We start from the raw sequence: 21,574 nt of genomic DNA, 5'->3' as shown, positions 1-21,574 counted from the left end.
CCACAAACTTTTTCTTTGCAATTGTTAAAATCTAAAAAAGGATTGGAGTTTAGCCCCAACCCTTTCTTCAATACTTAAATAGTTGTTGATACTTTTTTATTTTCTGAAGGTTCCGTCAAACCTGTCGACAATTTCACTATTCCATTTCCTTGAAAACGGCGACTGAAGTTAAGAGAAATCGTTCTTTTTATCAGTTGAGCCCAAATTTCGGCTTCGGTTAGCCGACGTTCAAACTCCTTCTCACTTTGCTCAATAATGAGTGCGACAGCCCCTGAAACATGGGGAGCAGCCATCGATGTCCCAGATAACACTGCGAATTCATTATTCAAGTAGGTTGAGAGAATCTCTTCACCTGGCGCCACGAGATCTATATGACAATTTGTGTTGCTGAACTTTGAAATTTCCCCTTGGAGATTGACTGACCCTACTTGAACCACTTCTGGGAAAGCTCCAGGATAAGCAAACTCATCTGTTTCATCCCTTCCATCTCCTTCATTACCAGCAGCACAAATAACAATGATCTCCTCTTTGATCGCTTTCTGTATCGCTTGATGGAGAGATTGATCTTTTACTTTCCCTCCAAGTGACATGGAAATCACTCTCACTCTTTCACCATTGGGGCCTCTCCAATTCATTGCAAAGCGAACCCCTTCAGTTACCCATTTTGTATCTCCAAATCCTTGTCCACCTAAAACTTTCAAGATTAGCAAGTTAGCTTTTGGAGCAACTCCAATGACTCCAGCATCATTTTGAGTAGCAGCTATCGTACCGCACACATGCGTTCCATGCCCATTGTAATCCTCAAAAATAGCAGGATCTCCGTTATCATCTGTGGTAAAGTTATAACCGTCCAAAATACGATCTTTTAATTCAAAGTGGTCGGAATCACATCCTGTATCAAGTACCGCAATAACCACCCCATCTCCATAGTACCCTTGCTCCCAAATCCTTGGGGCTTCAATTAACTCAATACCAGGTGGAACGACCTTTGTCTCTTTTACGACAGATTGAATGGTGTAAGGTATAAGGCTTACTTTACTCATGTGATCCCTCCTAAATAAGATGGTCGACATATATTCCACCCTTTTTTAGGTTATGGTTAAAAATATTTGTCAGAAACTTTCTTTTTTTTCGCATCATTTAGCGAAAACGTATTATACTTTATTCGTAGGCAATTTTTTGACGGTTCTTTAAGGGAATCGTCTTTTCTTTTTTTTTTTTTTTCTAAGTTCTTTTATATTTTTTAAGCCTAGTGTGATGGTAGAGAAGATTGTGGCAACAAGTACTAATAGTTGTAGGAACCACTCTAGCCACTCCAACACCAATATCACCTCCTATTTTAAAAAAAGCCTTACACAGTAAAATACTGGTAAGACTATTTCTCATAGATGATTGCTTAAAGAACGAGAAAACTAATGAACTTATTCGTTCTCCATTTATCTCTGCAATTTTTCAAAACCATGTAACCATAAGGATAAAATTGGAATATATGTCAATATGATTGTACCATGTCTTCTATACTTGTATCATTAATTTTGCGAATATTCGTTCGATTATACTGTATATCCTTTTGAACTAACTCGTTATCCCTTACTTAGTTCCTAGTTCCTAACAGAAAAGATGAATAAATGAGGGAATTAAGGATTAGTTTTTTTCTTTAAAACGAACAGTAACAAAAAGAACAATGTCCCATTCTTTTTCTACGTTATTGTTTCTACGACAAACTTTGTTTCATTTCTTCTACAGTTTCTACTTCAAATCCAAGATCAATTAACATCTTATGGTCGTCTGTTTCTTCTTGGCCTGCTGTCGTCAAATAATCACCGACAAAAATGGAGTTGGCTGCATATAAACCTAAAGGTTGTAATGAGCGAAGATTCACTTCTCTGCCTCCAGAAATCCTAATCTCCTTTGTAGGATTAATGAAGCGGAACAAAGCCAGAACCTTCAAACAGTAAAGGGGATTTAACTCATTAACACCTTCTAATGGAGTACCTTTAATTGCATGTAAAAAGTTCACAGGAATAGAATCTGCATCTAACACTTTTAAACTAAATGCCATAGTCACAACCTCTTCCATTGTTTCTTTCATTCCAATAATGACGCCTGAACATGGGGATAAACCCGAAAGTTTTGCTAACTCTACTGTATTAACTCGGTCATTGTATGTATGAGACGTTGTTATATTTGTGTGATTACTCTCTGATGTGTTGATATTATGGTTATAGCGATCAACACCAGCTTCTTTCAAACGTTTAGCTTGTTCAGGCTTTAATAAACCAAGACATGCGCAAATTTTTAATCCATATGTATCTTTTATTTCTTCGACCGCTTCAACTACATGATCAATCTCTTTATTAGAGGGCCCTCTCCCACTTGCGACAATACAATAGGTTCCGACATTTAAATCGTTAGCCCGCTTTGCCCCTTCCAATATTGTTTCTTTATTTACAAAACGATAAGACTCGATTGGGGCCTCTGAAATAGCAGATTGAGAGCAATATCCACAATTCTCAGGACACAATCCAGACTTGGCATTCATGATCATATTTAGTTTTACTTTCTTTCCATAATAGTGCTTTCGAATTTGAAAAGCCGCATGCATGACTAACAGAATTTCTTCGTCAGGGCAATTTAAAATAGAGAGCGCCTCCATTTCCGTTAAAACTTCTCCCTTTAAAACTTTTTCAGATAGATCCATCCATTGATTCATGTTTTATCCCCCCATAATTGATACCTACTCACTCGTTAACCCTAAATAAATATCGGTTTACATTATTCATAGTAAAATTGTAAACCACAACTGTCAATGAGGTTTACATAAAAACTTCAAATTAATTGTTACTAAATAACAAAAAAGAGGAGTTCCAAAGGATCCACCTCTCTTAAAGACATTCATTAAACACGTTTATTTACATTGAAGTTTGAATCAACAAGTAGCCAATTTTGAGGAAAATCCCAGCCTAATACCCAATAATAAAAGCCACGTAACCCAAATTCCTTAACAAGATCGAATTTGGCTTGAATGCTTCTTGCATCCTCAAACCATACTTCATGCTGAAGGCCAGCATCGTCTACATAATTAAAATAGGGTGATTGAGCACTTTCATCATATTCGATTACAGCATTATATGTTACTGCTAAACGAATGGCTTCTTGATGGTCAATCGCTCTAGCTCTTGTTTCTCCTTCTACGAACGGCAACGTCCAATCATAACCATATAAGGGAATTCCCATCATAATCTTGTCATTGGGCATAACTGAGGCTGCGTATTCAATGACTCGCCTTACCTGACTAATAGGTGCTACGGCCATTGGAGGTCCACCTGTCCAACCCCATTCGTATGTCATTAAAAAAACAAAATCAGCGATTTCTCCATGAGTCGCATAATCGTGTCCTTCATATAATACACCGACCATCCCAGGTTCCACTTGTGGCGCTAAAGCACTTGAGAGAAAATACCCTCGTTCATCAACTCTCGCTCGTGCTTTTCTCATCAATTCATTGTAAGCTTCTCGGTTTTCTGCACCTAAATATTCAAGATCAAAATCCAATCCAAGATACCCTTTTTCTTCCATAATAGCTAAAGCTTCATCAAGTAATCGATTTTGTAACTCCTCATTTTGTAAAACAGTTGTTACGAGCTCCGTATCAAAAGCCCCTTCAACCAGATTGGTTATAACCATGAGTGGAACAACGCGGTCTGCATAGGCTGCATTAATTATGGCCTGATCATTAATTGGATTTAACGTTCCATCTTCATTTAATTCATAACTGAATATTTGTAAATAGGTTAAAAACTCTCCTACCTGATTCACATATTGTGGTGATTCTTCCCCCGTAATCCCTATGTCTACATAGGCACCAACATCTATCGTTGTTTTTTGCCGGTAAAGGTGATTAGGGATATATAATTTTGATCCTTCTGGGAGATTTTCGACAGATCGAATTTGATTTGATTTTAGGATGTCTTGAACCGGTACTTGATACTTCTGACTCACCTGATGTACATTTTCCCCTTGAGAAACCCAGTGTAATCGACCTGCTATCGGAATCAAAATTGCTTGCCCGATTACTAGTTGGTCGGGATTAGGCAGCTGGTTCGCATCAATAATGCCTTGATAAGGTACTCCGTAAGTTTGAGCGATTCGCCACAGTGATTCCCCTTGTGTAACAACGTGAATTTGCAAAATTTCGTCCTCCTTATACTGACTTTTTATCCTTACAACAGTATTCAATAAAAGGGAAACGAGTGCCTGGCCCAACCGAGAAATTCTAATTTCCCTATTTATAACAATTGATTCTTTGAATGATTTAAAGAGAAAAGAAAAATAATAAGAAAAAATGTTATTAAAAAGGAGAATTAACCATGTCAAAAAAATATTTCACGTTTACGATCTTAACTTTATTATTACTATTAGTCGTTGGTTGTAACAATGATGAAAATGCCGTGGAAGGATTAAACGTTGGTGAAGGACAAATATCCAGTGATTACACTTCCACTTCTAGTGAAGAATTTCCTCACACCAAACCAATTACGGTTCAACATGCTAAATTTGATTTCGAGGTTGTACAATCTGCTCAATTATCACGAAATGAAATAGAACGATTATTACCACCGGAGATCGTTAATCATCTCCCTACAGGAATGAATCAATTTTCACCAGAAGAAATTTCTAGATTACTACCAGAAGGAGTAACTCAATTAACACCAGAAGAAATTTCACAAAGGCTTAGAGCTGGAACTCCAGGGCAACAACAACCAGGAACGCCAAAGGAAACACCTAGCCAACAACAACCTGAAGTAACACAGCCGCCGCAACAAGCTGCTCCTGAACAACAACAACCAGAACAACAACAACCGCGTGAAGAAGAAAAACCTGCGGAAGCTGAACAAGCAGCCGGAATAAGTGACATTGAGGCACAAGTAATTGAGTTAACAAATGTTGAAAGAAGAAATAATGGCTTATCTGATTTACAAGCAGATTCTGCTTTAAGTAATGTTGCCCGTAAAAAATCAAATGATATGCAACAAAACAATTACTTTTCACATACAAGCCCAACTTATGGATCTCCGTTTGATATGATCCGTGACTCTGGTATATCTTATAATTCGGCTGGAGAAAACATTGCACAAGGGCAACGCTCAGCACAAGAGGTTGTTCAAGCCTGGATGAATAGTGAAGGGCATCGCGCTAATATTCTAAATGGCGAATATACACATATTGGCGTCGGATACCAACAGAATGGTCATTACTGGACACAGATGTTTATCAGTAAATAATGACTATTGCTCAGGAAATATTTTGTCGACCTTAATCGAAAAAACAAGCCTAAAAAAGCCAGCTCCCCCCATGGGGGCTGACTTTTTCTCTTCAGAAGATAATCGTTATTCAGTTTCAATAACAGCATATTTCCCGTCATTTCTTTGATAAACAATGTTAGTTAAAGAAGTATCTGCATCGGTATAAACAAAAAACTGATGACCTAACATATTCATTTGTAAAATAGCTTCTTCAGCATCCATCGGTTTCAAGTTAAATCGTTTCGTTCTTACGATATGCTCCATATTTTCCGCTGTAGACATCTCTACTTCAGGCTCCATTAAAAGAACAGCGTTTGTGACGTCCTTTCTTACTGCTTTTTCTTGACGAGGCTTACGATTAACTTTAGTTTTATACTTTCGAACCTGGCGCTCTAATTTATCAACAATCAAGTCGATTGCTGCATACATATTTTCGTGCTGTTCTTCTGCACGAAGAAGCAACGTTTTTAACGGAATAGTAATTTCCACTTTCGTATTTCTCTCATATACCTTTAACTTCACTTGTACTTCTGTAGTAATAGATTGTTCAAAATACTTGTCTAGTTTTTCAACCTTTTTGATAATGTATTCTCTAATTGCTTCTGTAACTTGTAAATTTTCACCGCGAATGTTGAATCTCATAGAGATCTCCTCCTGAATCATTTATCAAACTTATCCGAACAGTTATTAAATACTCACTGTTCTTATATATAGAGTACTCATTAATTACAATTTATTCTGTGATCAAAATCACATACTGAGTGACTTTTTCATTTTTTAAAAAACTACATTTCAGAAAATAATCTTTCGATTTTAACGGTAGAAAAAAAGCCTCACGAATGAGACTTTTTTCTACCGTTAATTAATATTTTGAATTCTTTCAATATAATGACCAAAACGTTCATTATGTTTGTCATAAACTGGTTTCACTTTTTCACGGAAAGCTTCTAAATCAACTTCATCCATAGAAATAATCTCTACACCATTATCAAGTAGATTTTGTTTTTGTTCTGCTTCTAAACCTTGAGATATCTCACGTTGAACTTGTGCATATTCTCTTCCTAAGTCTACAACTACCTCTTTCACATCTTCAGGTAGTGACTCAAAGAGATCCTCATTAATAACTAGAGTAGCTGAAGAATAATACAGTCCTGCCTCAGTAAAGTACTTCGTTTGCTCATAGACATTTGTACTCCAAATCACTCCATAAGAAAAATCAGAGCCATCTATGACATTTTGTTGCAAAGCTCCATACACTTCTGGGAAAGCCATCGGTGTCCCGTTTGTCCCTAAAGCACTGTATGTATCTAACAAAACCTCACTCTCAATCGTTCTCATCTTAAGACCTTTTAAATCTTCTGGAGAATAAATAGGATGTTTGCTATTAGCAAAATGACGTTGTCCATTTTCCCAAAATGCAATACCCTTAAAGCCCACATCTGACATCTTATCCAATATTTCTTGTCCTACTTCTCCATCTAGTGTTTTATAAGCGTGATCTAAATCTCTAAACAAGAATGGAAATTCAATAGCTGTCACATCAGTCACAAAGTTGCTAACAACTCCAGTGGTAATGAGGCTCATATCTAATGTTCCTAATTGAACACCTTCTAATAATTCTCGTTCTCCACCTAATGATCCATTACCAAAAATCTCAAATTGAACTTGTCCATTAGTCGCTTCTTCGACCGCGGCAGCATATTCATCAAATCCTAATGCATAAGCTTCTCCATCTGGTGCGATATGACCAACTTTAATAGTAATGACTTCCTCACTCATTTTACCTACTGCATTTTCTTCCGTTTCCGCACTAATCTCCGATGTTATTTTTTCTTCTCCCCCACAAGCGCTTAGCATGAATAAGAAAACTAGTGTGGTAAGGACTGCTAGGAGTTTTCCTTTTCTCATCTTATTTCCCCCTAAAAGAATCTTCTTTAACTTTAACGCATAAAAGCGTTTAAGCATTAATGTATTATATAATAAAACTTTTAAATTTACATTAAAAGTTTGTTTTTTTTGAAAATTAATTTTTAAAGAATCATGTGAAGAACATACCAGTTTCAATCAATGTACTACGAAATAGTACTCAGATTCAACTTTTACACGATCAACCGTATTTTTTGTCAATTTATCGATTGCTTTTCATAGCTAGTTTGGTATATGTTATCTAAAAGATTGGTTATCCCTTTATTGATACTGTTGCACTTAAATCTTGAATTGGAGCGGAATAAATGAACAATGCTAAAGTGGATTTAAAAAAATTAAAACAGTTTAAAGACGAAGTAACACGATTTATGATGGCTTATAAGTTTGCATTGGATGAAGTCAATACAAAGATTGATATTCTAAAACAAGAATTCGAATATGTTCATGACTATAGTCCAATTGAGCATGTGTCCTCTCGCCTTAAGACTCCTGAGAGTATTTTGAACAAAGTTCATAGAAAGAATTATTCTCTTGCTCTTGATACGATTAAAGAAAATATAAAAGACATTGCGGGAATACGAATAACATGTCCTTTTATATCAGATATCTATAATTTGAGTTCAATGATCCAACGACAAAAGGATATTGAAGTTATTGAAGAAAAAGATTACATTAAAAACCCAAAGCCTAATGGTTATCAAAGTCTTCATCTCATAGTTAAGATTCCAATTTTTATGTCTGACCGAGAAGATCATGTCTATGTAGAAGTCCAAATCCGTACCATTGCCATGGACTTTTGGGCTAGCTTAGAACACAAGATTTTCTACAAATACAACAAAGAGATCCCTCAACGATTATTGTTAGAATTAAAAGAAGCTGCTGAATCTGCCGCTGCTCTTGATCGGAAAATGGAAAAGATTCACAAAGAAGTAAGCAACATTAAAAACGAGCAGACGTTAGAAGATGACGTTCAACAACTAAAGATTAGTCAGGATAAAATAGCGATTCCGATGTTATTTTTAGAATCCCTTTTAGAAAAATAAATTTCTCTAACTAGCTTTATAAAAAAGGCTGTTTCTGGGTAACCTTTAATTGAAGAGGTAGGAGCGCCCTACCATCTTCAACAAGAAATCCCAATGACAACATTGTTATTGGGATTTCCACAACTTAATGAATAACACTTAGCTAATAGTACTAAGGAAAGAAGGAATCTTATGGATAAACAATCAAAAAATAATGACATTCCTAATTTTACTTGGATCGGTACTATTGGTTTTTTAGTCATTATCGGTATTTTTTATTTATGTTATTTATTATCACAGTACATGGAAGGTTAAAAGAAATCCTGAGCCCTAGCTGTTCTTAATAAAAACAAAAAACCTCTCATGCTAGCAGAGAGATTTTATATATGCATCTTAAATTCGCACTGACTTACCTGATAGCTTCCACTGTTTCCTCCATCCCACTTGTGCAAAAATTAGAGTACCAAGAGCGACTAGAGCGACTAATGAAAAAGTGATGAATCCTGTTGCGTAAGTTCCAGTCATATCCTTTAATGTTCCTAAAACATTCGGCAAGAAAAATCCACCAATACCACCAGCTGCTCCAACTACACCTGTTACCATTCCGATTTCTTTTTGGAAACGTTGTGGGACCAATTGAAAGATTGCTCCATTTCCCATACCAAGACAACCCATTCCCACAAATAAAGCGACAGTAACCATGGCTAATGGTGGAAGTAAACTTACCGCAAACATACAAATCGATACTCCGATAAATAAAAATTGTAAAAGCCTGACTCCTCCAATCTTATCAGCAATCAATCCCCCTACTGGTCGCAAGAAACTTCCTGCCGCCACAACTAACGTAACAAAGTCTCCGGCTCTTACTCCTGAAACTCCATACTGCGAAGAAAAGAAGTAACTTAAAAAGCTTGCCAACCCTACAAATCCACCAAAAGTAACACTGTAAAGAATACAGAAGTACCATGTATCTCGTTCTTTAAAAACAGAGAAATATTCTTTGATTGGTTTCGGTGCGGGTTGATTTGGAGGTTCTTTTGCTAAAAAGATATAAGAAAACAGCACAAAAGCTAATGGAATTAACGCTACCCCAAAAACACCGTTCCAACCAATATACTCAGCAATCCTTGGACCAAATAAAGTGGCAAGTAAAGTTCCACTATTTCCCGCACCCGCAATTCCCATTGCTAATCCTTGCAAATGTGGAGGGTACCAACGACTTGCCATCGGAAGCGCCGCTGAGAAACTTGCTCCAGCTACCCCTAGTAAAATACCGATCAAATATAATTCAGCTATAGTAAATCCGAATAACCAACCCCATAATAGCGGAATCATCGTCACAAGCATTCCGCCAATCGCTGTCTTCTTTGGGCCAAATCGATCCGTTAATATCCCCATTACGATTCTAAATACCGAACCGGCTAATATTGGAATCGCCACGATTAAACCAACTTGAGAAGGTGATAATCCAAAGTCTGCGGTTAAATAGACACCTAATGCGCCAAGTAATACCCAAATCATAAAACTAATGTCAAAATATAAAAATGATGAAAACAACGACGGTGCATGCCCACTTTTTTTCAATTCAGATAATTTCATTACCTCAACCACCTCATATGTATTTGTTGAGTTCATTATTACAAAGAAATATATCAAATACCTCTTTCTTGTTAGTTTTACTTACATAGTTTTTGATGGACCAAAATATCATTAATCTTCAATTCATAAGATACGCCTGATGTTTATAAAAAAAAGACTTCTCCAAAAAAAAGTAAGGGAAGTCTTGAATCTGCTATTCATATATGTATAGGTATAGGTATAAGTGCCTTGACGTACGCTTTTCATTTAATCAGATTCAACGTGTTTTGTTGAAGTAATAGTACCTAACCATTCACTCAAAAGTTTATCAAGTTGTTCTTCTGAACTTTTAGGAAAATGACTAACAACCATTTTTTTCGTTTCTAAAATGGCATGTTCCCATTTTGGATACTCCTGATGAGCCTTTGCTGTCAATTCAACTATTTTCATTCTTTTATCATGGCCTGTAACTTGTCTAACATAGCCTTTTTTTACGAGCCTTTGAATGTTTCTCGTTAATGGAGGTGCTTCAACCGCTAAATACTCACACAATTCCGTTTGAGTTAACGTGCCTTTGTTTTTTAATGCATATATCACAGCCCACTGTGCACTATACAAATCTAATGGCTGTAGTGCTTTATTTGCATATTTTGTTAATAGACGTGAAAGCTGGTGCAGTGTGTGAAATAATTTAAGATCCTCAACTATATGAATCACCTCTCATAATGATAATGATCTAAATTAATAGTTTTTTACCCAGGTAATTATAACACAGGATAAATAAAACTTAAATAATACTATTCCATTTTTTGTCTATACCCTTAAACATATGAATTTTCCTCATAGAAAAAACACCCAGCTTCATTTATCGTTAACTGTAATGATTTTAATTAATTGAATCTTACACAAAATCCGTTAAGTTACATAATTCTATGATATAATTACCTTATGTAACCTCGATAGGAGGAGTGATCAATGGAATTTGTAGAGCCTATTCGCCAAGTTGAGAAAATACGTTTGATGAAACGCTACTTACGAAAGCGTTCAAAACGCGATTTTCTGTTATTTGTGCTTGGGATTAATACTGGTTTACGGATTAGTCAAATGTTAGAACTGCAATATAGTGATGTTATAAACGAGAATGTTCCCCGTGATTACCTAATCATTATCAACAAATCCCAAAAGGAAAACATACATCTAAATCATAAAGTGAAACAAGCTATTCTAAGTTATATAAGACAGGGTAAGTTTAAACAAGACGACTACTTGTTTCAATCTTCAAATAAAAAAGCCCCGATCACCAGGCAACAAGCTTATCGAATTATTAATCAGGCCGCAATAGAAGCAGGTATTTCTGATAAAATCGGCACTCATACATTACGAAAGACCTTTGGCTATCATGGCTACAAACAAGGTGTAGCTATTTCCCTTTTGCAACGTCGCTTTAATCATGAAACACGTGGGGCTACTCTACGCTATATTGGAATAAATGATGAGAAAATTGAGCCTCCTCATATCGACGTAAATTTATAAGGAGAGGATTGCCATATGCTAAACGGAATATTAAATACGGATTACTTTATCTTATTGGCTGCCCTCCTCCTCATTGCAGGCGTGGTAACAGCGAAATTTCCCACACGCCTTGGCGTTCCTGCTCTTGTTTTATTTATCCTCGTAGGAATGTTAGCTGGTAGTGATGGGATAGGTTTTATTTACTTTGATAATGCTAAATACGCTCAATTAATTGGGATTGTAGCTCTAGTAATTATTTTATTTGAGGGAGGATTGCAAACAAAGTGGTCCACCGTAAAACCTGTTATGGGACCATCGTTATCCCTTGCTACAATTGGTGTATTGATTACCTCTTCTGTTGTCGCAGCTGCGGCTAAATTCATCTTAGATGTCACTTGGTTGGAGGCCTTTTTATTTGGGGCTATTGTTGGTTCAACAGATGCTGCCGCTGTCTTTGCTGTCTTAAAAGGAGTTAACCTTCGTGAACGGCTAGGTTCCACTTTAGAGGCAGAATCCGGCACCAATGATCCAATGGCCGTCTTCTTAACGATTACGTTTATTCAATTATTAATGACAGATCAGCCTAATTATCTTCTCCTTTTTGGATCGTTTTTTTAGCAAATGGGAATGGGACTATTGATCGGGTTTGCACTTGGAAAAGTAGCTACTTTTGCTATTAATCGAATTAACCTAGATTCAAGTGGATTATACCCTGTTTTTGCTTTGGCTTTTGCATTATTAACTTATAGTGTGACTGCGTTAATCGGCGCTAGCGGACTTTTAGCTGTATACGTAGCAGCACTTGTATTAGGAAATGCCGATTTAACTTATCGTCATTCAATCTTTCGGTTTAACGAAGGGGTTGCCTGGATGATGCAAATCTTGATGTTTGTTATTCTTGGATTGCTTGTATTTCCTGGTCAGTTGTTTCAACTAGATATAATGGTAAAAGGCCTCATTCTTTCCTTTATCTTAATCTTAATTGCCAGACCGATTGCTGTGTTCCTATCTACGATTGGCTTGAAGTTTGACCTAAAAGAAAAAATCTTTCTTTCATGGGCTGGTTTAAGAGGCGCAGTACCAATTGTGTTAGCAACATTTCCGATGATCTCGGGGCTTACTAACAGCCAATTATTCTTTAACGTCGTTTTCTTCGTTGTGTTAACATCTGCGCTCATACAAGGTTCAACGATCACTTATATTGCAGAAAAGCTAAAATTAACCGGTTCTAAAAAAGAAACTCCGATCCATACATTAGAGCTAGTTTCCATTGGAAAAGCCAATGCAGAAGTCATTGAGGTCGAAATCAATGAGGAGAACGTGCTAATCAATCTATCCCTTGCTGAAATCACGTTTCCAAAAGATGTTCTTGTTAACGCCATTATTAAAGATGGAAATTTAATTACACCTTATGGAGAAACGAGAATTCAATCTGGTGACATCCTCTATATCCTTGTATCGAAACAAAGTAAAAAGGAACTAAAGCAAATGCTTGATCAAAAGAATGATAAGAATTGTCTAATAAAAGATATAGCAAAATAAAAATAAGCCCATACCGTCTGTGTATGGGCTTATCTACCTTAGGGACCATTCTCGACAAGTGACGAAACAAGATTTACATTTACCGTCCCCACGGAACACCGCCTTCCAATTGAACTTATAATGGATGGCGACATCGTTAAGGAAAATTCAGAAGAAAACGATCTTCAACTTTCTTGGCTACAAAATGAATTACAAAAAAGAAATTTCAGGATCAATGAGATTTATTATGCTGTGCTTGCTGTGAATGGAAATATTAATATAGATACTTACAAAGACCATATTTTATCCCCCATTGATCAAGAATAACTAAGCTTCAAATTTAGAAGTCATTAACGCCTCTGAATAGGAAATATGATTGGGAAATCGGCGACTAAAAGATCATTAAATTTTACGTTGGCATTTTTGTTTTTTATGAGCGTCTAAAAAATCCATACAAAATAAACAATTACTACAGTTACAACTAGATAGAGTATATTAAGCGGTATTCCTATTTTCAGATAGTCAGAGAATCTGTAACCTCCAGGACCATATACGATTAAATTTGCTTGGTAGCCAATTGGTGTAGCAAAACTAGCAGAAGCGGCAATGGCAATGGTCACGAAGAAAGCCATCGGATCTACTGACAATTGGTTAGCAATCGCAAGGGAAATCGGAAACATTAGAACAGCTGCAGCGTTATTCGTTATGATTTCCGTAAATAATGTAGTTAAGAAATAAACAACAATAATCGCTCCAACCACGCCTGCACCTTTTGTCATCAGAACAAAATAATTAGCCACTAACGCAGCGGCACCAGTTTGTTCCAATGCTATACCTATCCCGATCGCACAAGCAATTAATAGCAATACATCAAATTGGATATGCTTTCTAGCCCCTTCAAATGAAATGGTCTTTGTCACAAAAAGGGTAATGACTGCTAGTACTGCGGCCTTAAACATTGGTAAAATATTAAACGTTGCAAGAAGAATCATAATGATCAATGTTATAATCGCAATAATTGATTTTTTCGGATTCACAATTTCAGGATCTTCAATTTGAGACATCAAATAGAAATCTCTTGAATTAGACCATCTGTTTGCAAAGTCTTTATTCGCTAAAAGAAGTAACGTATCTCCAGCTTTTAACTTGATATCCCCAACTTTACTATTTATTCTTTCATCATTACGATGTACCGCAACAATTCCAGCATCGTATTTACTTCTAAAGCGACTTTCTTTTACCGTTTGTTGAATTAATGAGGATTGATGAGAAACGACTGCTTCGACTAATGATGCACTTCCGTTTTGTAGACTCTCTAGTTTTAACTTTGTCCCCGTTTCAACGCGTAATCCTTTTATGTTTTGCAGCTCTACGATCGTAGATAATACCCCTGTAAAAATTAGACGGTCATTTTCTTTTAATTTTAAAAATGAGGCCACTGGAGCCGTCCTATCACCGCTTCTTATTAGCTCTATTAAATAAAGCCCTTGTAAACTTCTTAATCCAGCTTCTTCAATTGTTTTTCCTATTAATGGAGAATTTGATTCCACATAGGCTTCTGATAAATACTCACGTGAGCTTTCATCAAAAGATTCTTCTGACGTTTTCCTAGTCGGTAGAAGCTTATACCCAATTGTCACCATATATAAAATCCCTAGAAGGCCTGCCGGAAGACTAACGATAGCAAGCTGAAACATTGAGAACCCATCCATCCCATTCTCCAGCATAAACCCATGTATCACTAAATTCGTGGAAGTACCTATTAGAGTTAGTGTGCCACCAAAAATGGTCGCGTAAGATAAAGGTATTAAAAATTTTGAAGGCGATATTTCCCTTTCTTTACACCATTTCCGAACTACAGGGGTAAACATGACAACAATCGGTGTGTTATTTAAAAAAGCAGATAACGTCGACAACGGAACCATCATTTGAAGAAGTGATCTTCTTTGATTTTTTCCAGACCCTAAAGATTTGGTTACAATCGGAGTTAAAAATCCGCTTTGTTTTACCGCACCAGCAACAATAAACAGAAGAGCTACTGTCAACATTCCTTCATTAGAAAAACCTCTTAATGCATCAGATGGTGATAATACCCCGGTCAACAATAAAACTGCCAATGCACAAAAGACAATAAAGTCAGGTCTTGCGATCTCTTTTATTAAGCAAACGAGCATCCCAATTACAACTAATAGTACGAATCCAATTTCAAAAGTCATTGTTCTTTACACCCCTAAACATAATACCGAGTAATCTTATTTGTTTTATTATATTTGAGAACCCAGTAAAATGTCTAGAATTATTTGAATTTCTGATCGTTAAGATAAGAAATATTTATTACGTCTCAGTTAGTATAAAAGATCGAGAAATTCCGTTATTTCTTTGGTCGATTCTTTACAGAAGAATATATCTTCTCAACATCAGTCAAAGTCAACTCAAATAAATGCTTTTCATTCTCTTTATATATGCCAGAACAAATAAGCTTTTCAATTAATTTATTTTTCCTATCTTCAACATGTTTTTTTAATTCACCCATGCAATCATCTCCAGCGAAAAAAGTTATTTAGAACCGAGCACTTTTAAGATCGAACTCCAAGTACGTTTTGCATAAACAATTGGTATGAGATTCTTAGGAGCTTTTCTTTTAATCTGATTTGACACATTGTGATTGATATAATCTGTTAAAATCAGAATCACGTTTGTTTTTGGGGAATGTTTGCTTTTACCATGTTTGTCTTTCTCCCATTGATATGAGTAATTTCATTAAAACCTTCATTAACTGGTCACCCTCAACAATAACAATGTTTTCTATTTCTCACCCTCCATTTAAATATGATTTTTCATAAATTCATTTAATTTTTTGCTTAATCCACCATGACCAAATTTAATTGATGACTTAGTTCCTTCTACTTTTACTATAACAGTATCAAGAAACGAGAGAATAAATAGTCTGCGAATCGTTACAACATTAATCCCCTCTTCATAAAACCAATGATCAATCGTATTATAGACTCCTCTGTTTACTCCATAATTAGTTTTACATAATTCCATAAACATAAGATCAGGAAGGTTTAAGTATTTGTTCTTTGCTAAATCTTTCTTTGAATGTTTAATAGATAAGGCTATACATGGATTAATATCTAACACTACATCTCACTCCTCTTAGTAGAAAATGAAACAAAAAAGACTCACACACAAAGGATAAACCTTTGGATGTGAGCCTCTAGTGAACTAGTGGGCATTATTAGAATTCATCTAATTAAACACATATTAATCCCATAATTCCAATAAGTCAAGTTGGTTTTTTATTTAAGTTACTATTATCCCTTCATCACTCCTTGCATAAAAATAGTTAAATGCAACCAAAATCACACTTAACACATAAAACCTAGTTGACATATAGGATTAATATGCATAATATAATGAAAACCAGTAATAATTGTCAATTTTAACGGAGGTGGTCACTATTATTTGTGATTGTATACTTACCGACCGGTCAACCGGAGGTCCATTTTTCTGATTTAAGAAAAGGGCTTTTTCAAATAAAAAACTTCCTTTTCTAAAACTATTAATCAATTATTTAAAAATAGGGAGATGACCAATAATGAGAAAAATCAAGACAAACGGTAAACAAAAGAAATGGATTGGTACACTAGTTTTAGCTACACTTATGCTTACTGCTTGCGGCGGAGAAAACACATCAACAGACCCAACAGATTCTACTGAGACAGCTCAAAAAGCCACTCCTGACAGTGTTGAATTATTAAATGTGTCATATGATCCAACACGCGAATTTTATCAGGAATTTAACAAAGAATTTGCAGACTATTGGAAACAAGAAAGTGGTCAAACCGTAACCATCCAACAATCACATGGAGGATCTGGGAAACAAGCAAGATCCGTCATTGACGGATTAGAAGCAGATGTGGTTACTCTCGCGTTAGCTTACGATGTCGATATGTTAAATGAAACTAGAACTCTTATTCCTGAGAATTGGCAAGAAAGATTGGATCATAACTCTGCACCATACACTTCCACCATTGTATTTCTAGTTAGAAAAGGTAATCCACATAATATACAGGATTGGGATGACTTAGTAAAAGAAGGTGTTTCTGTCATAACCCCTAACCCAAAAACATCTGGTGGAGCAAGATGGAATTACCTAGCTGCATGGGGATACGCTCTTGAAGAATATGGTCAAGACGAGGAAAAAGCGACAGAGTTCGTAACAAAATTATATAAAAATGTACCAGTTTTAGATTCTGGAGCGCGCGGATCAACTACAACATTTGTGGAACGAGGAATTGGTGATGTATTTCTTTCATGGGAAAACGAGGCTTTCTTAGCCCTTCACGAGTTAGGAGAGGATGAGTTCGAAATTGTTGTCCCATCAATCAGTATTTTAGCTGAACCACCAGTAACAGTAGTAGACGAAATTGTTGATAGAAAAGGAACTAGAGATGTGGCTGAAGCCTACCTTGAATTTTTATACACAGAAACAGGTCAAAAACTGGCTGCAGAACACTATTACAGACCTCGGAGTATAGAAGTTCTTAGTGATTATGCTGATTTCTTTCCTGACATTAATCTATTTACGATTGATGATGTATTTGGTGGTTGGAAAACTGCACAAGAAAAACATTTTAAAGATGGCGGAATCTTCGATCAAATCTATCAACCTTAATTTCTAGTGGGGAACTCAGGTAAGTTGAGTCCCCCCTTATTTCCCACCATTTCAGGAGGAAACACGATGGAGAAAACTTTAACTATTAAATGGAAGCAGCATAGCATCCTACCTGGTTTCGGCATCTCTTTAGGATTTACGATGATGTATCTCGGGTTTATTATTTTGCTGCCTTTATCAATGATTTTTATTAATACAATGGCAATGGACTGGGGCGATTTCTGGCACACCGTTACAGAGCCACGTGTGATGGCGTCCTATAAACTGAGCTTTGGCGCAGCGTTAGCAGCCGGATTAATTAATGCCGTTTTTGGGTTACTCATTGCATGGGTACTTGTGCGCTATGAATTTCCCGGCAAACGATTTATTGATGGACTAGTCGATTTACCTTTTGCCTTACCAACCGCAGTTGCAGGGATTGCTTTAACGAGCCTATATGCAACGAACGGCTGGGTAGGTCAATACCTTACTATTCTTGGAATAAAAGTTGCTTTTACACCTTTAGGGATTGTAGTTGCTTTAACGTTTATAGGTCTACCCTTTGTTGTAAGAATGGTTCAACCTGTCTTACAGAATCTCGAAAAAGAAGTGGAAGAAGCTGCCGCTAGTCTTGGAGCTAATCGTTTGCAGACCTTTATGAAAGTGATATTACCGGAAATCATCCCTGCTTTAATGACCGGATTTGCACTGGCCTTTGCACGCGCACTTGGAGAATATGGTTCGGTTGTCTTTATATCAGGAAACATGCCGATGAGTACGGAGATCACCCCACTGTTAATCATGACAAAACTTGAACAATATGATTACGCCGGGGCTACTGCCATTGCGGCAGTCATGCTCATCGTTTCTTTTCTACTTTTATTAGTTATTAATTTATTACAATGGTGGGCAAATAAACGCCATATCAGAGATTAGGAGGTAATGTTATGGCTGGAAATGTCCCTCTCCAGACTGAAAAAGGCGTAAATGTATCGACCTCAAGACAAGCAACTACAGAATCTAGACTTGTTCGCTGGTCTTTAATAACGACCGCTTTATTGTTTTTATTATTTGTTCTTGTCTTACCTTTGGTAACCATTTTTGTCAAAGCGTTTGAACAAGGTGTAGCCGTTTATGTAGCTTCTGTTACAGAACCAGATGCGTTGTCGGCTATAAGATTAACGTTACTGGTCGTCGCTATTGTTGTCCCTCTTAACTTACTATTTGGTATTGCTGCTTCTTGGGCCATTGCCAAATTTGAATTTAAAGGAAAAAACATTTTACTAACCTTAATTGATCTACCATTTGCCGTATCTCCTGTTATTGCAGGATTAATTTTCGTTCTACTTTTCAGTGCTCATGGCTTGTTTGGTCCATGGCTACTTGAACATAATATTAAAATTATTTTTGCTGTTCCAGGAATTGTTCTTGCATCTATTTTTGTTACCCTACCCTTTGTTGCTCGTGAACTGATTCCACTTATGCAAGCACAAGGCACAGCTGAAGAAGAAGCTGCACTCACTCTAGGTGCAAGTGGTTGGAAGACTTTCTTTAGAATCACCCTTCCTAATATAAAATGGGGACTATTTTATGGCCTTATTCTTTGTAACGCCCGTACAATTGGGGAATTTGGAGCAGTTTCTGTTGTATCGGGACACATACGTGGTCTAACAAACACGATGCCTTTACATGTTGAAATTTTATATAACGAATATCAATTTGCAGCTTCATTTGCGGTTGCTTCCCTTATGTCGATATTAGCACTCATCACCTTAGTCTTAAAAAATATCATTGAATGGAAATCAGCCAAAGAAGCAAATGGTTCAAATATAAACGGAGGAGCTTCCTTATGAGTATTCAAATTCAAAAAGTCACTAAATCTTTCGGTTCCTTTACAGCGTTAAACAATATTAATTTGGATATTCCAACTGGTGAGCTAGTCGCACTTCTCGGACCATCTGGATCTGGCAAAACTTCTCTTCTGCGTATTATTGCTGGACTAGAGGTGGCTAATCAGGGATCGATTCTTTTTGGTAAAGAGGATATCACGAATTCTGATCCGAAAGAACGACAAGTAGGATTTGTTTTTCAACATTACGCCCTTTTTAAACATCTCACGGTTTTTGAGAATATCGCCTTTGGTTTAAAAGTACGTCCAAGAAAAACCCGTCCATCTAAAGAGCAAATCAAAGAGAAAGTTAATGAATTACTAAATCTTGTCAAAATGGAAGGTCTTGCAAATCGTTATCCTGCACAGTTATCTGGTGGACAAAGACAACGTATTGCACTAGCCCGAGCACTTGCTGTCGAACCTAAAGTACTTCTATTAGATGAACCATTTGGTGCATTAGATGCAAAAGTAAGAAAAGATTTAAGGCGTTGGCTTAGAAGATTACATGATGAATTTCATATAACAAGTGTCTTTGTTACACATGATCAGGAGGAAGCACTAGATGTTGCTGATCGGGTTGTCATAATGAATGATGGGAAAATAGAACAAATCGGGACACCTGAAGAGGTTTACGAAAACCCAGAGACACCTTTTGTTTATAACTTCTTAGGGAATGTTAATTTGTTTAAAGGTAGAATCCAAGACGGTATAGCAAAATTAGGCAATATAGAAATTGAGACACCTGAATTTAAAGACAGGAATCTTTCTGAAGCCGTAGGATATTATCGTCCGCACAATATCAATATTGAACACGAGCGTACAAGTACAGATGCTATTCCTGTCATTGTTAACCACATTCACATGGTAGGTCCTATCGTCAATCTCGAACTAAAAAAGCAAAATGATAATGATTTTATTGAAGCTGAAATTAGTAAGGAAACATTCGGGCAATTAAATTTAAAAGTTGGAGATCTAGCTTATGCAACTCCTACTAATGTAAAAGTGTTTCTACCGGAAGACTTTGCTATATAGGCCTTTATAATAAGAAAATTAAATACTGACGATGAAGATTATAAATACTTAAAAGGAGGAATTTGAAGTGGATCAAAATTTTGAAGCTAAAGTAACTGAAATTGTTCATGCTTTAAAAGATTTAGAATACGGAACAATCGTTATAACGGTACACGATTCTCAGATTACTCAAATTGATATTACGGAGAAAAAACGTTTCGGTACCCAAAAGAAAAATATTGTAACAAATCAAGGGAAATTTAAACGTCAATAACATCTTTAAGAACAAGGGGAATAGTCTGTGACTATCCCCTTGTTTCCATGTTTACTTTTTATTAGTAATAAGTATCAATTGCTAGAGTGATTTTCAACGGGGTCACCAAAGGCACCTATTGAATCGTTGAGTAAATTACTTTAACACCGGTATTAGCTTTAATAACTGCTTTTCTATTTCACTCTCTATCCAACTATCTTTTAATATTTGTTTCTTTTTTGTTCTAGTACATTTATTTTTTTACTCGTAGAACCTAATCTGGCAACAATTGGCGTTAAGCAACACTCCATCACACTTAAATGTGCTTGAGTGCCTCCAACCACCATTTGAACAACTGTTTTCTGCTCAAAAAAATTAGAAGGAAATTGTTCTAGCAGGTACTTAATCTTTGTATAAGAAATTTTTAATGGTGGTATTACTAGAATAATAACTTCAGTTTTTTGAAGTATATCAACTATTCTATCAATGTTTAGCTGTTGATGAAGGTTTATGTGTTGAACCATAAAGCCATTGGTATGAAAAACTCTTTGCACATGGCTTGCTGCTATAGTACACCTAGAATGTTTCAAAGGGAAATGAATTATGGCTATTCTTCTTTTCAAATGAACTCCTCCTCTTCATTATCTTTTTCAAATAGCCTCTATAAGGGAACTAATTAGTATTAACAATAGAATTAAAGACAGCCAAAATAATTTACTAGCATGTTTCATACATACCACCATCCCTTACTTTTTAAAGCTAAATTTTAGAATACCTTCTCGATAAAAAAGACTCCGGCGTTATAATGTGTACCCTATAGAGTAGACACTTTGAAAAAAGGACTACTTTATAGGGTTCTTTTTTATATACTTAATTCATCTAGAGAGAAAAACG

At 36.1% G+C, this 21,574-nt stretch carries 21 protein-coding genes and 1 pseudogene; 10 read left to right on the top strand and 12 right to left on the bottom strand.

Translation table 11 applies throughout. The features are described from left to right. Positions 1-74 precede the first annotated feature (74 nt). The 4 genes from PQ474_RS00365 to PQ474_RS00350 all read right to left on the bottom strand — a co-directional run bounded on the left by PQ474_RS00365 (position 75) and on the right by PQ474_RS00350 (position 4,191). The gene (locus tag PQ474_RS00365) at positions 75-1,043 is read right to left on the bottom strand and encodes a S8 family peptidase (protein WP_273839519.1); all 969 of its coding nucleotides are present in this window, start codon (positions 1,041-1,043) and stop codon (positions 75-77) included. 147 nt (positions 1,044-1,190) lie between these two features. Beyond that, a complete protein-coding gene (locus PQ474_RS00360; protein WP_273839517.1) occupies positions 1,191-1,322 on the bottom strand; it encodes a hypothetical protein in 132 nt (43 codons plus the stop codon). Positions 1,323-1,714: 392 nt separating this feature from the next. Further along, a complete protein-coding gene (bioB, locus tag PQ474_RS00355; RefSeq protein ID WP_273839515.1) occupies positions 1,715-2,713 on the bottom strand; it encodes a biotin synthase BioB in 999 nt (332 codons plus the stop codon). A 185-nt stretch (positions 2,714-2,898) separates the two neighbouring features. Beyond that, positions 2,899-4,191, bottom strand: coding sequence for a glycosyl hydrolase family 18 protein (locus PQ474_RS00350; protein WP_273839513.1), 1,293 nt, complete (start codon positions 4,189-4,191; stop codon positions 2,899-2,901). A gap of 179 nt (positions 4,192-4,370) precedes the next feature. Here PQ474_RS00350 and PQ474_RS00345 point away from each other — a divergent pair, with 179 nt between their 5' ends. After that, the gene (locus tag PQ474_RS00345) at positions 4,371-5,285 is read left to right on the top strand and encodes a CAP domain-containing protein (RefSeq protein ID WP_273839511.1); all 915 of its coding nucleotides are present in this window, start codon (positions 4,371-4,373) and stop codon (positions 5,283-5,285) included. A gap of 105 nt (positions 5,286-5,390) precedes the next feature. On the opposite strand, the gene hpf is transcribed toward PQ474_RS00345, so the two are convergent. Continuing rightward, positions 5,391-5,948: a ribosome hibernation-promoting factor, HPF/YfiA family gene (gene hpf, locus PQ474_RS00340; RefSeq protein WP_273839510.1), complete on the bottom strand. Its 558-nt coding sequence runs from the start codon at positions 5,946-5,948 to the stop codon at positions 5,391-5,393. 216 nt (positions 5,949-6,164) lie between these two features. Next, entirely contained in the window at positions 6,165-7,214 is a 1,050-nt protein-coding gene (dctP, locus tag PQ474_RS00335; RefSeq protein ID WP_273839508.1) for a TRAP transporter substrate-binding protein DctP, read from the bottom strand. A gap of 323 nt (positions 7,215-7,537) precedes the next feature. Here dctP and PQ474_RS00330 point away from each other — a divergent pair, with 323 nt between their 5' ends. After that, a complete protein-coding gene (locus PQ474_RS00330; protein ID WP_273839505.1) occupies positions 7,538-8,275 on the top strand; it encodes a GTP pyrophosphokinase in 738 nt (245 codons plus the stop codon). A gap of 372 nt (positions 8,276-8,647) precedes the next feature. On the opposite strand, the gene PQ474_RS00325 is transcribed toward PQ474_RS00330, so the two are convergent. Then, positions 8,648-9,853 (bottom strand): nitrate/nitrite transporter, encoded by a 1,206-nt coding sequence (locus PQ474_RS00325; protein ID WP_273839503.1) that lies wholly within the window; start codon positions 9,851-9,853, stop codon positions 8,648-8,650. Between the two features lie 246 nt (positions 9,854-10,099). Then, a complete protein-coding gene (locus PQ474_RS00320) occupies positions 10,100-10,549 on the bottom strand; it encodes a MarR family winged helix-turn-helix transcriptional regulator (protein WP_273839501.1) in 450 nt (149 codons plus the stop codon). A 258-nt stretch (positions 10,550-10,807) separates the two neighbouring features. Between PQ474_RS00320 and PQ474_RS00315 the strand changes: the two genes are divergently transcribed. From PQ474_RS00315 to PQ474_RS00305, 3 genes and pseudogenes are all read left to right on the top strand, one after another. Next, positions 10,808-11,365 carry a tyrosine-type recombinase/integrase gene (locus PQ474_RS00315; protein WP_273839499.1) on the top strand — a complete coding sequence of 186 codons (558 nt, stop codon included), beginning with the start codon at positions 10,808-10,810 and terminating at the stop codon, positions 11,363-11,365. A gap of 15 nt (positions 11,366-11,380) precedes the next feature. After that, positions 11,381-12,886 (top strand): annotated as a pseudogene (locus PQ474_RS00310) (potassium/proton antiporter). Positions 12,887-13,006: 120 nt separating this feature from the next. Continuing rightward, positions 13,007-13,192, top strand: coding sequence for a hypothetical protein (locus tag PQ474_RS00305; protein WP_273839498.1), 186 nt, complete (start codon positions 13,007-13,009; stop codon positions 13,190-13,192). 113 nt (positions 13,193-13,305) lie between these two features. Here the strand turns inward: PQ474_RS00305 and PQ474_RS00300 are convergent, their stop codons facing one another. The 3 genes from PQ474_RS00300 to PQ474_RS00285 all read right to left on the bottom strand — a co-directional run bounded on the left by PQ474_RS00300 (position 13,306) and on the right by PQ474_RS00285 (position 16,009). Further along, positions 13,306-15,081 (bottom strand): SLC13 family permease, encoded by a 1,776-nt coding sequence (locus PQ474_RS00300; RefSeq protein WP_273839497.1) that lies wholly within the window; start codon positions 15,079-15,081, stop codon positions 13,306-13,308. Between the two features lie 155 nt (positions 15,082-15,236). Beyond that, positions 15,237-15,398, bottom strand: a complete 162-nt coding sequence (locus PQ474_RS00295) for a Fur-regulated basic protein FbpA (protein ID WP_273839495.1) — start codon at positions 15,396-15,398, stop codon at positions 15,237-15,239. A gap of 290 nt (positions 15,399-15,688) precedes the next feature. Beyond that, complete coding sequence (locus tag PQ474_RS00285) at positions 15,689-16,009, bottom strand: hypothetical protein (protein WP_273839492.1); 321 nt, start codon at positions 16,007-16,009, stop codon at positions 15,689-15,691. 457 nt (positions 16,010-16,466) lie between these two features. Here PQ474_RS00285 and PQ474_RS00280 point away from each other — a divergent pair, with 457 nt between their 5' ends. The 5 genes from PQ474_RS00280 (at position 16,467) to PQ474_RS00260 (ending at position 20,701) form a co-directional block, all read left to right on the top strand. Next, positions 16,467-17,546 carry a sulfate ABC transporter substrate-binding protein gene (locus tag PQ474_RS00280; protein ID WP_273839490.1) on the top strand — a complete coding sequence of 360 codons (1,080 nt, stop codon included), beginning with the start codon at positions 16,467-16,469 and terminating at the stop codon, positions 17,544-17,546. Between the two features lie 66 nt (positions 17,547-17,612). Next, entirely contained in the window at positions 17,613-18,461 is an 849-nt protein-coding gene (gene cysT, locus PQ474_RS00275; protein WP_273839488.1) for a sulfate ABC transporter permease subunit CysT, read from the top strand. Positions 18,462-18,472: 11 nt separating this feature from the next. Then, a complete protein-coding gene (gene cysW, locus PQ474_RS00270; RefSeq protein WP_273839486.1) occupies positions 18,473-19,378 on the top strand; it encodes a sulfate ABC transporter permease subunit CysW in 906 nt (301 codons plus the stop codon). Further along, positions 19,375-20,448, top strand: a complete 1,074-nt coding sequence (locus tag PQ474_RS00265; RefSeq protein ID WP_273839484.1) for a sulfate/molybdate ABC transporter ATP-binding protein — start codon at positions 19,375-19,377, stop codon at positions 20,446-20,448. Before cysW ends, PQ474_RS00265 begins: the two co-directional genes overlap by 4 nt. Before the next feature lie 67 nt (positions 20,449-20,515). After that, on the top strand, positions 20,516-20,701 hold the full coding sequence (locus PQ474_RS00260) for a YezD family protein (RefSeq protein WP_273839481.1): 186 nt from the start codon (positions 20,516-20,518) through the stop codon (positions 20,699-20,701). 200 nt (positions 20,702-20,901) lie between these two features. Here PQ474_RS00260 and PQ474_RS00255 read toward each other — a convergent pair whose 3' ends face one another. After that, complete coding sequence (locus PQ474_RS00255; protein ID WP_273839480.1) at positions 20,902-21,303, bottom strand: hypothetical protein; 402 nt, start codon at positions 21,301-21,303, stop codon at positions 20,902-20,904. Positions 21,304-21,574: the final 271 nt, after the last annotated feature.

The organism is Halalkalibacter alkalisediminis (assembly GCF_028610705.1).
Classification (GTDB): Bacteria; Bacillota; Bacilli; order Bacillales; family Bacillaceae_D; genus Halalkalibacter; species Halalkalibacter alkalisediminis.
The sequence above is the reverse complement of the archived record's forward strand: the minus strand, read 5'-3'. Positions and strand labels throughout refer to the sequence as shown.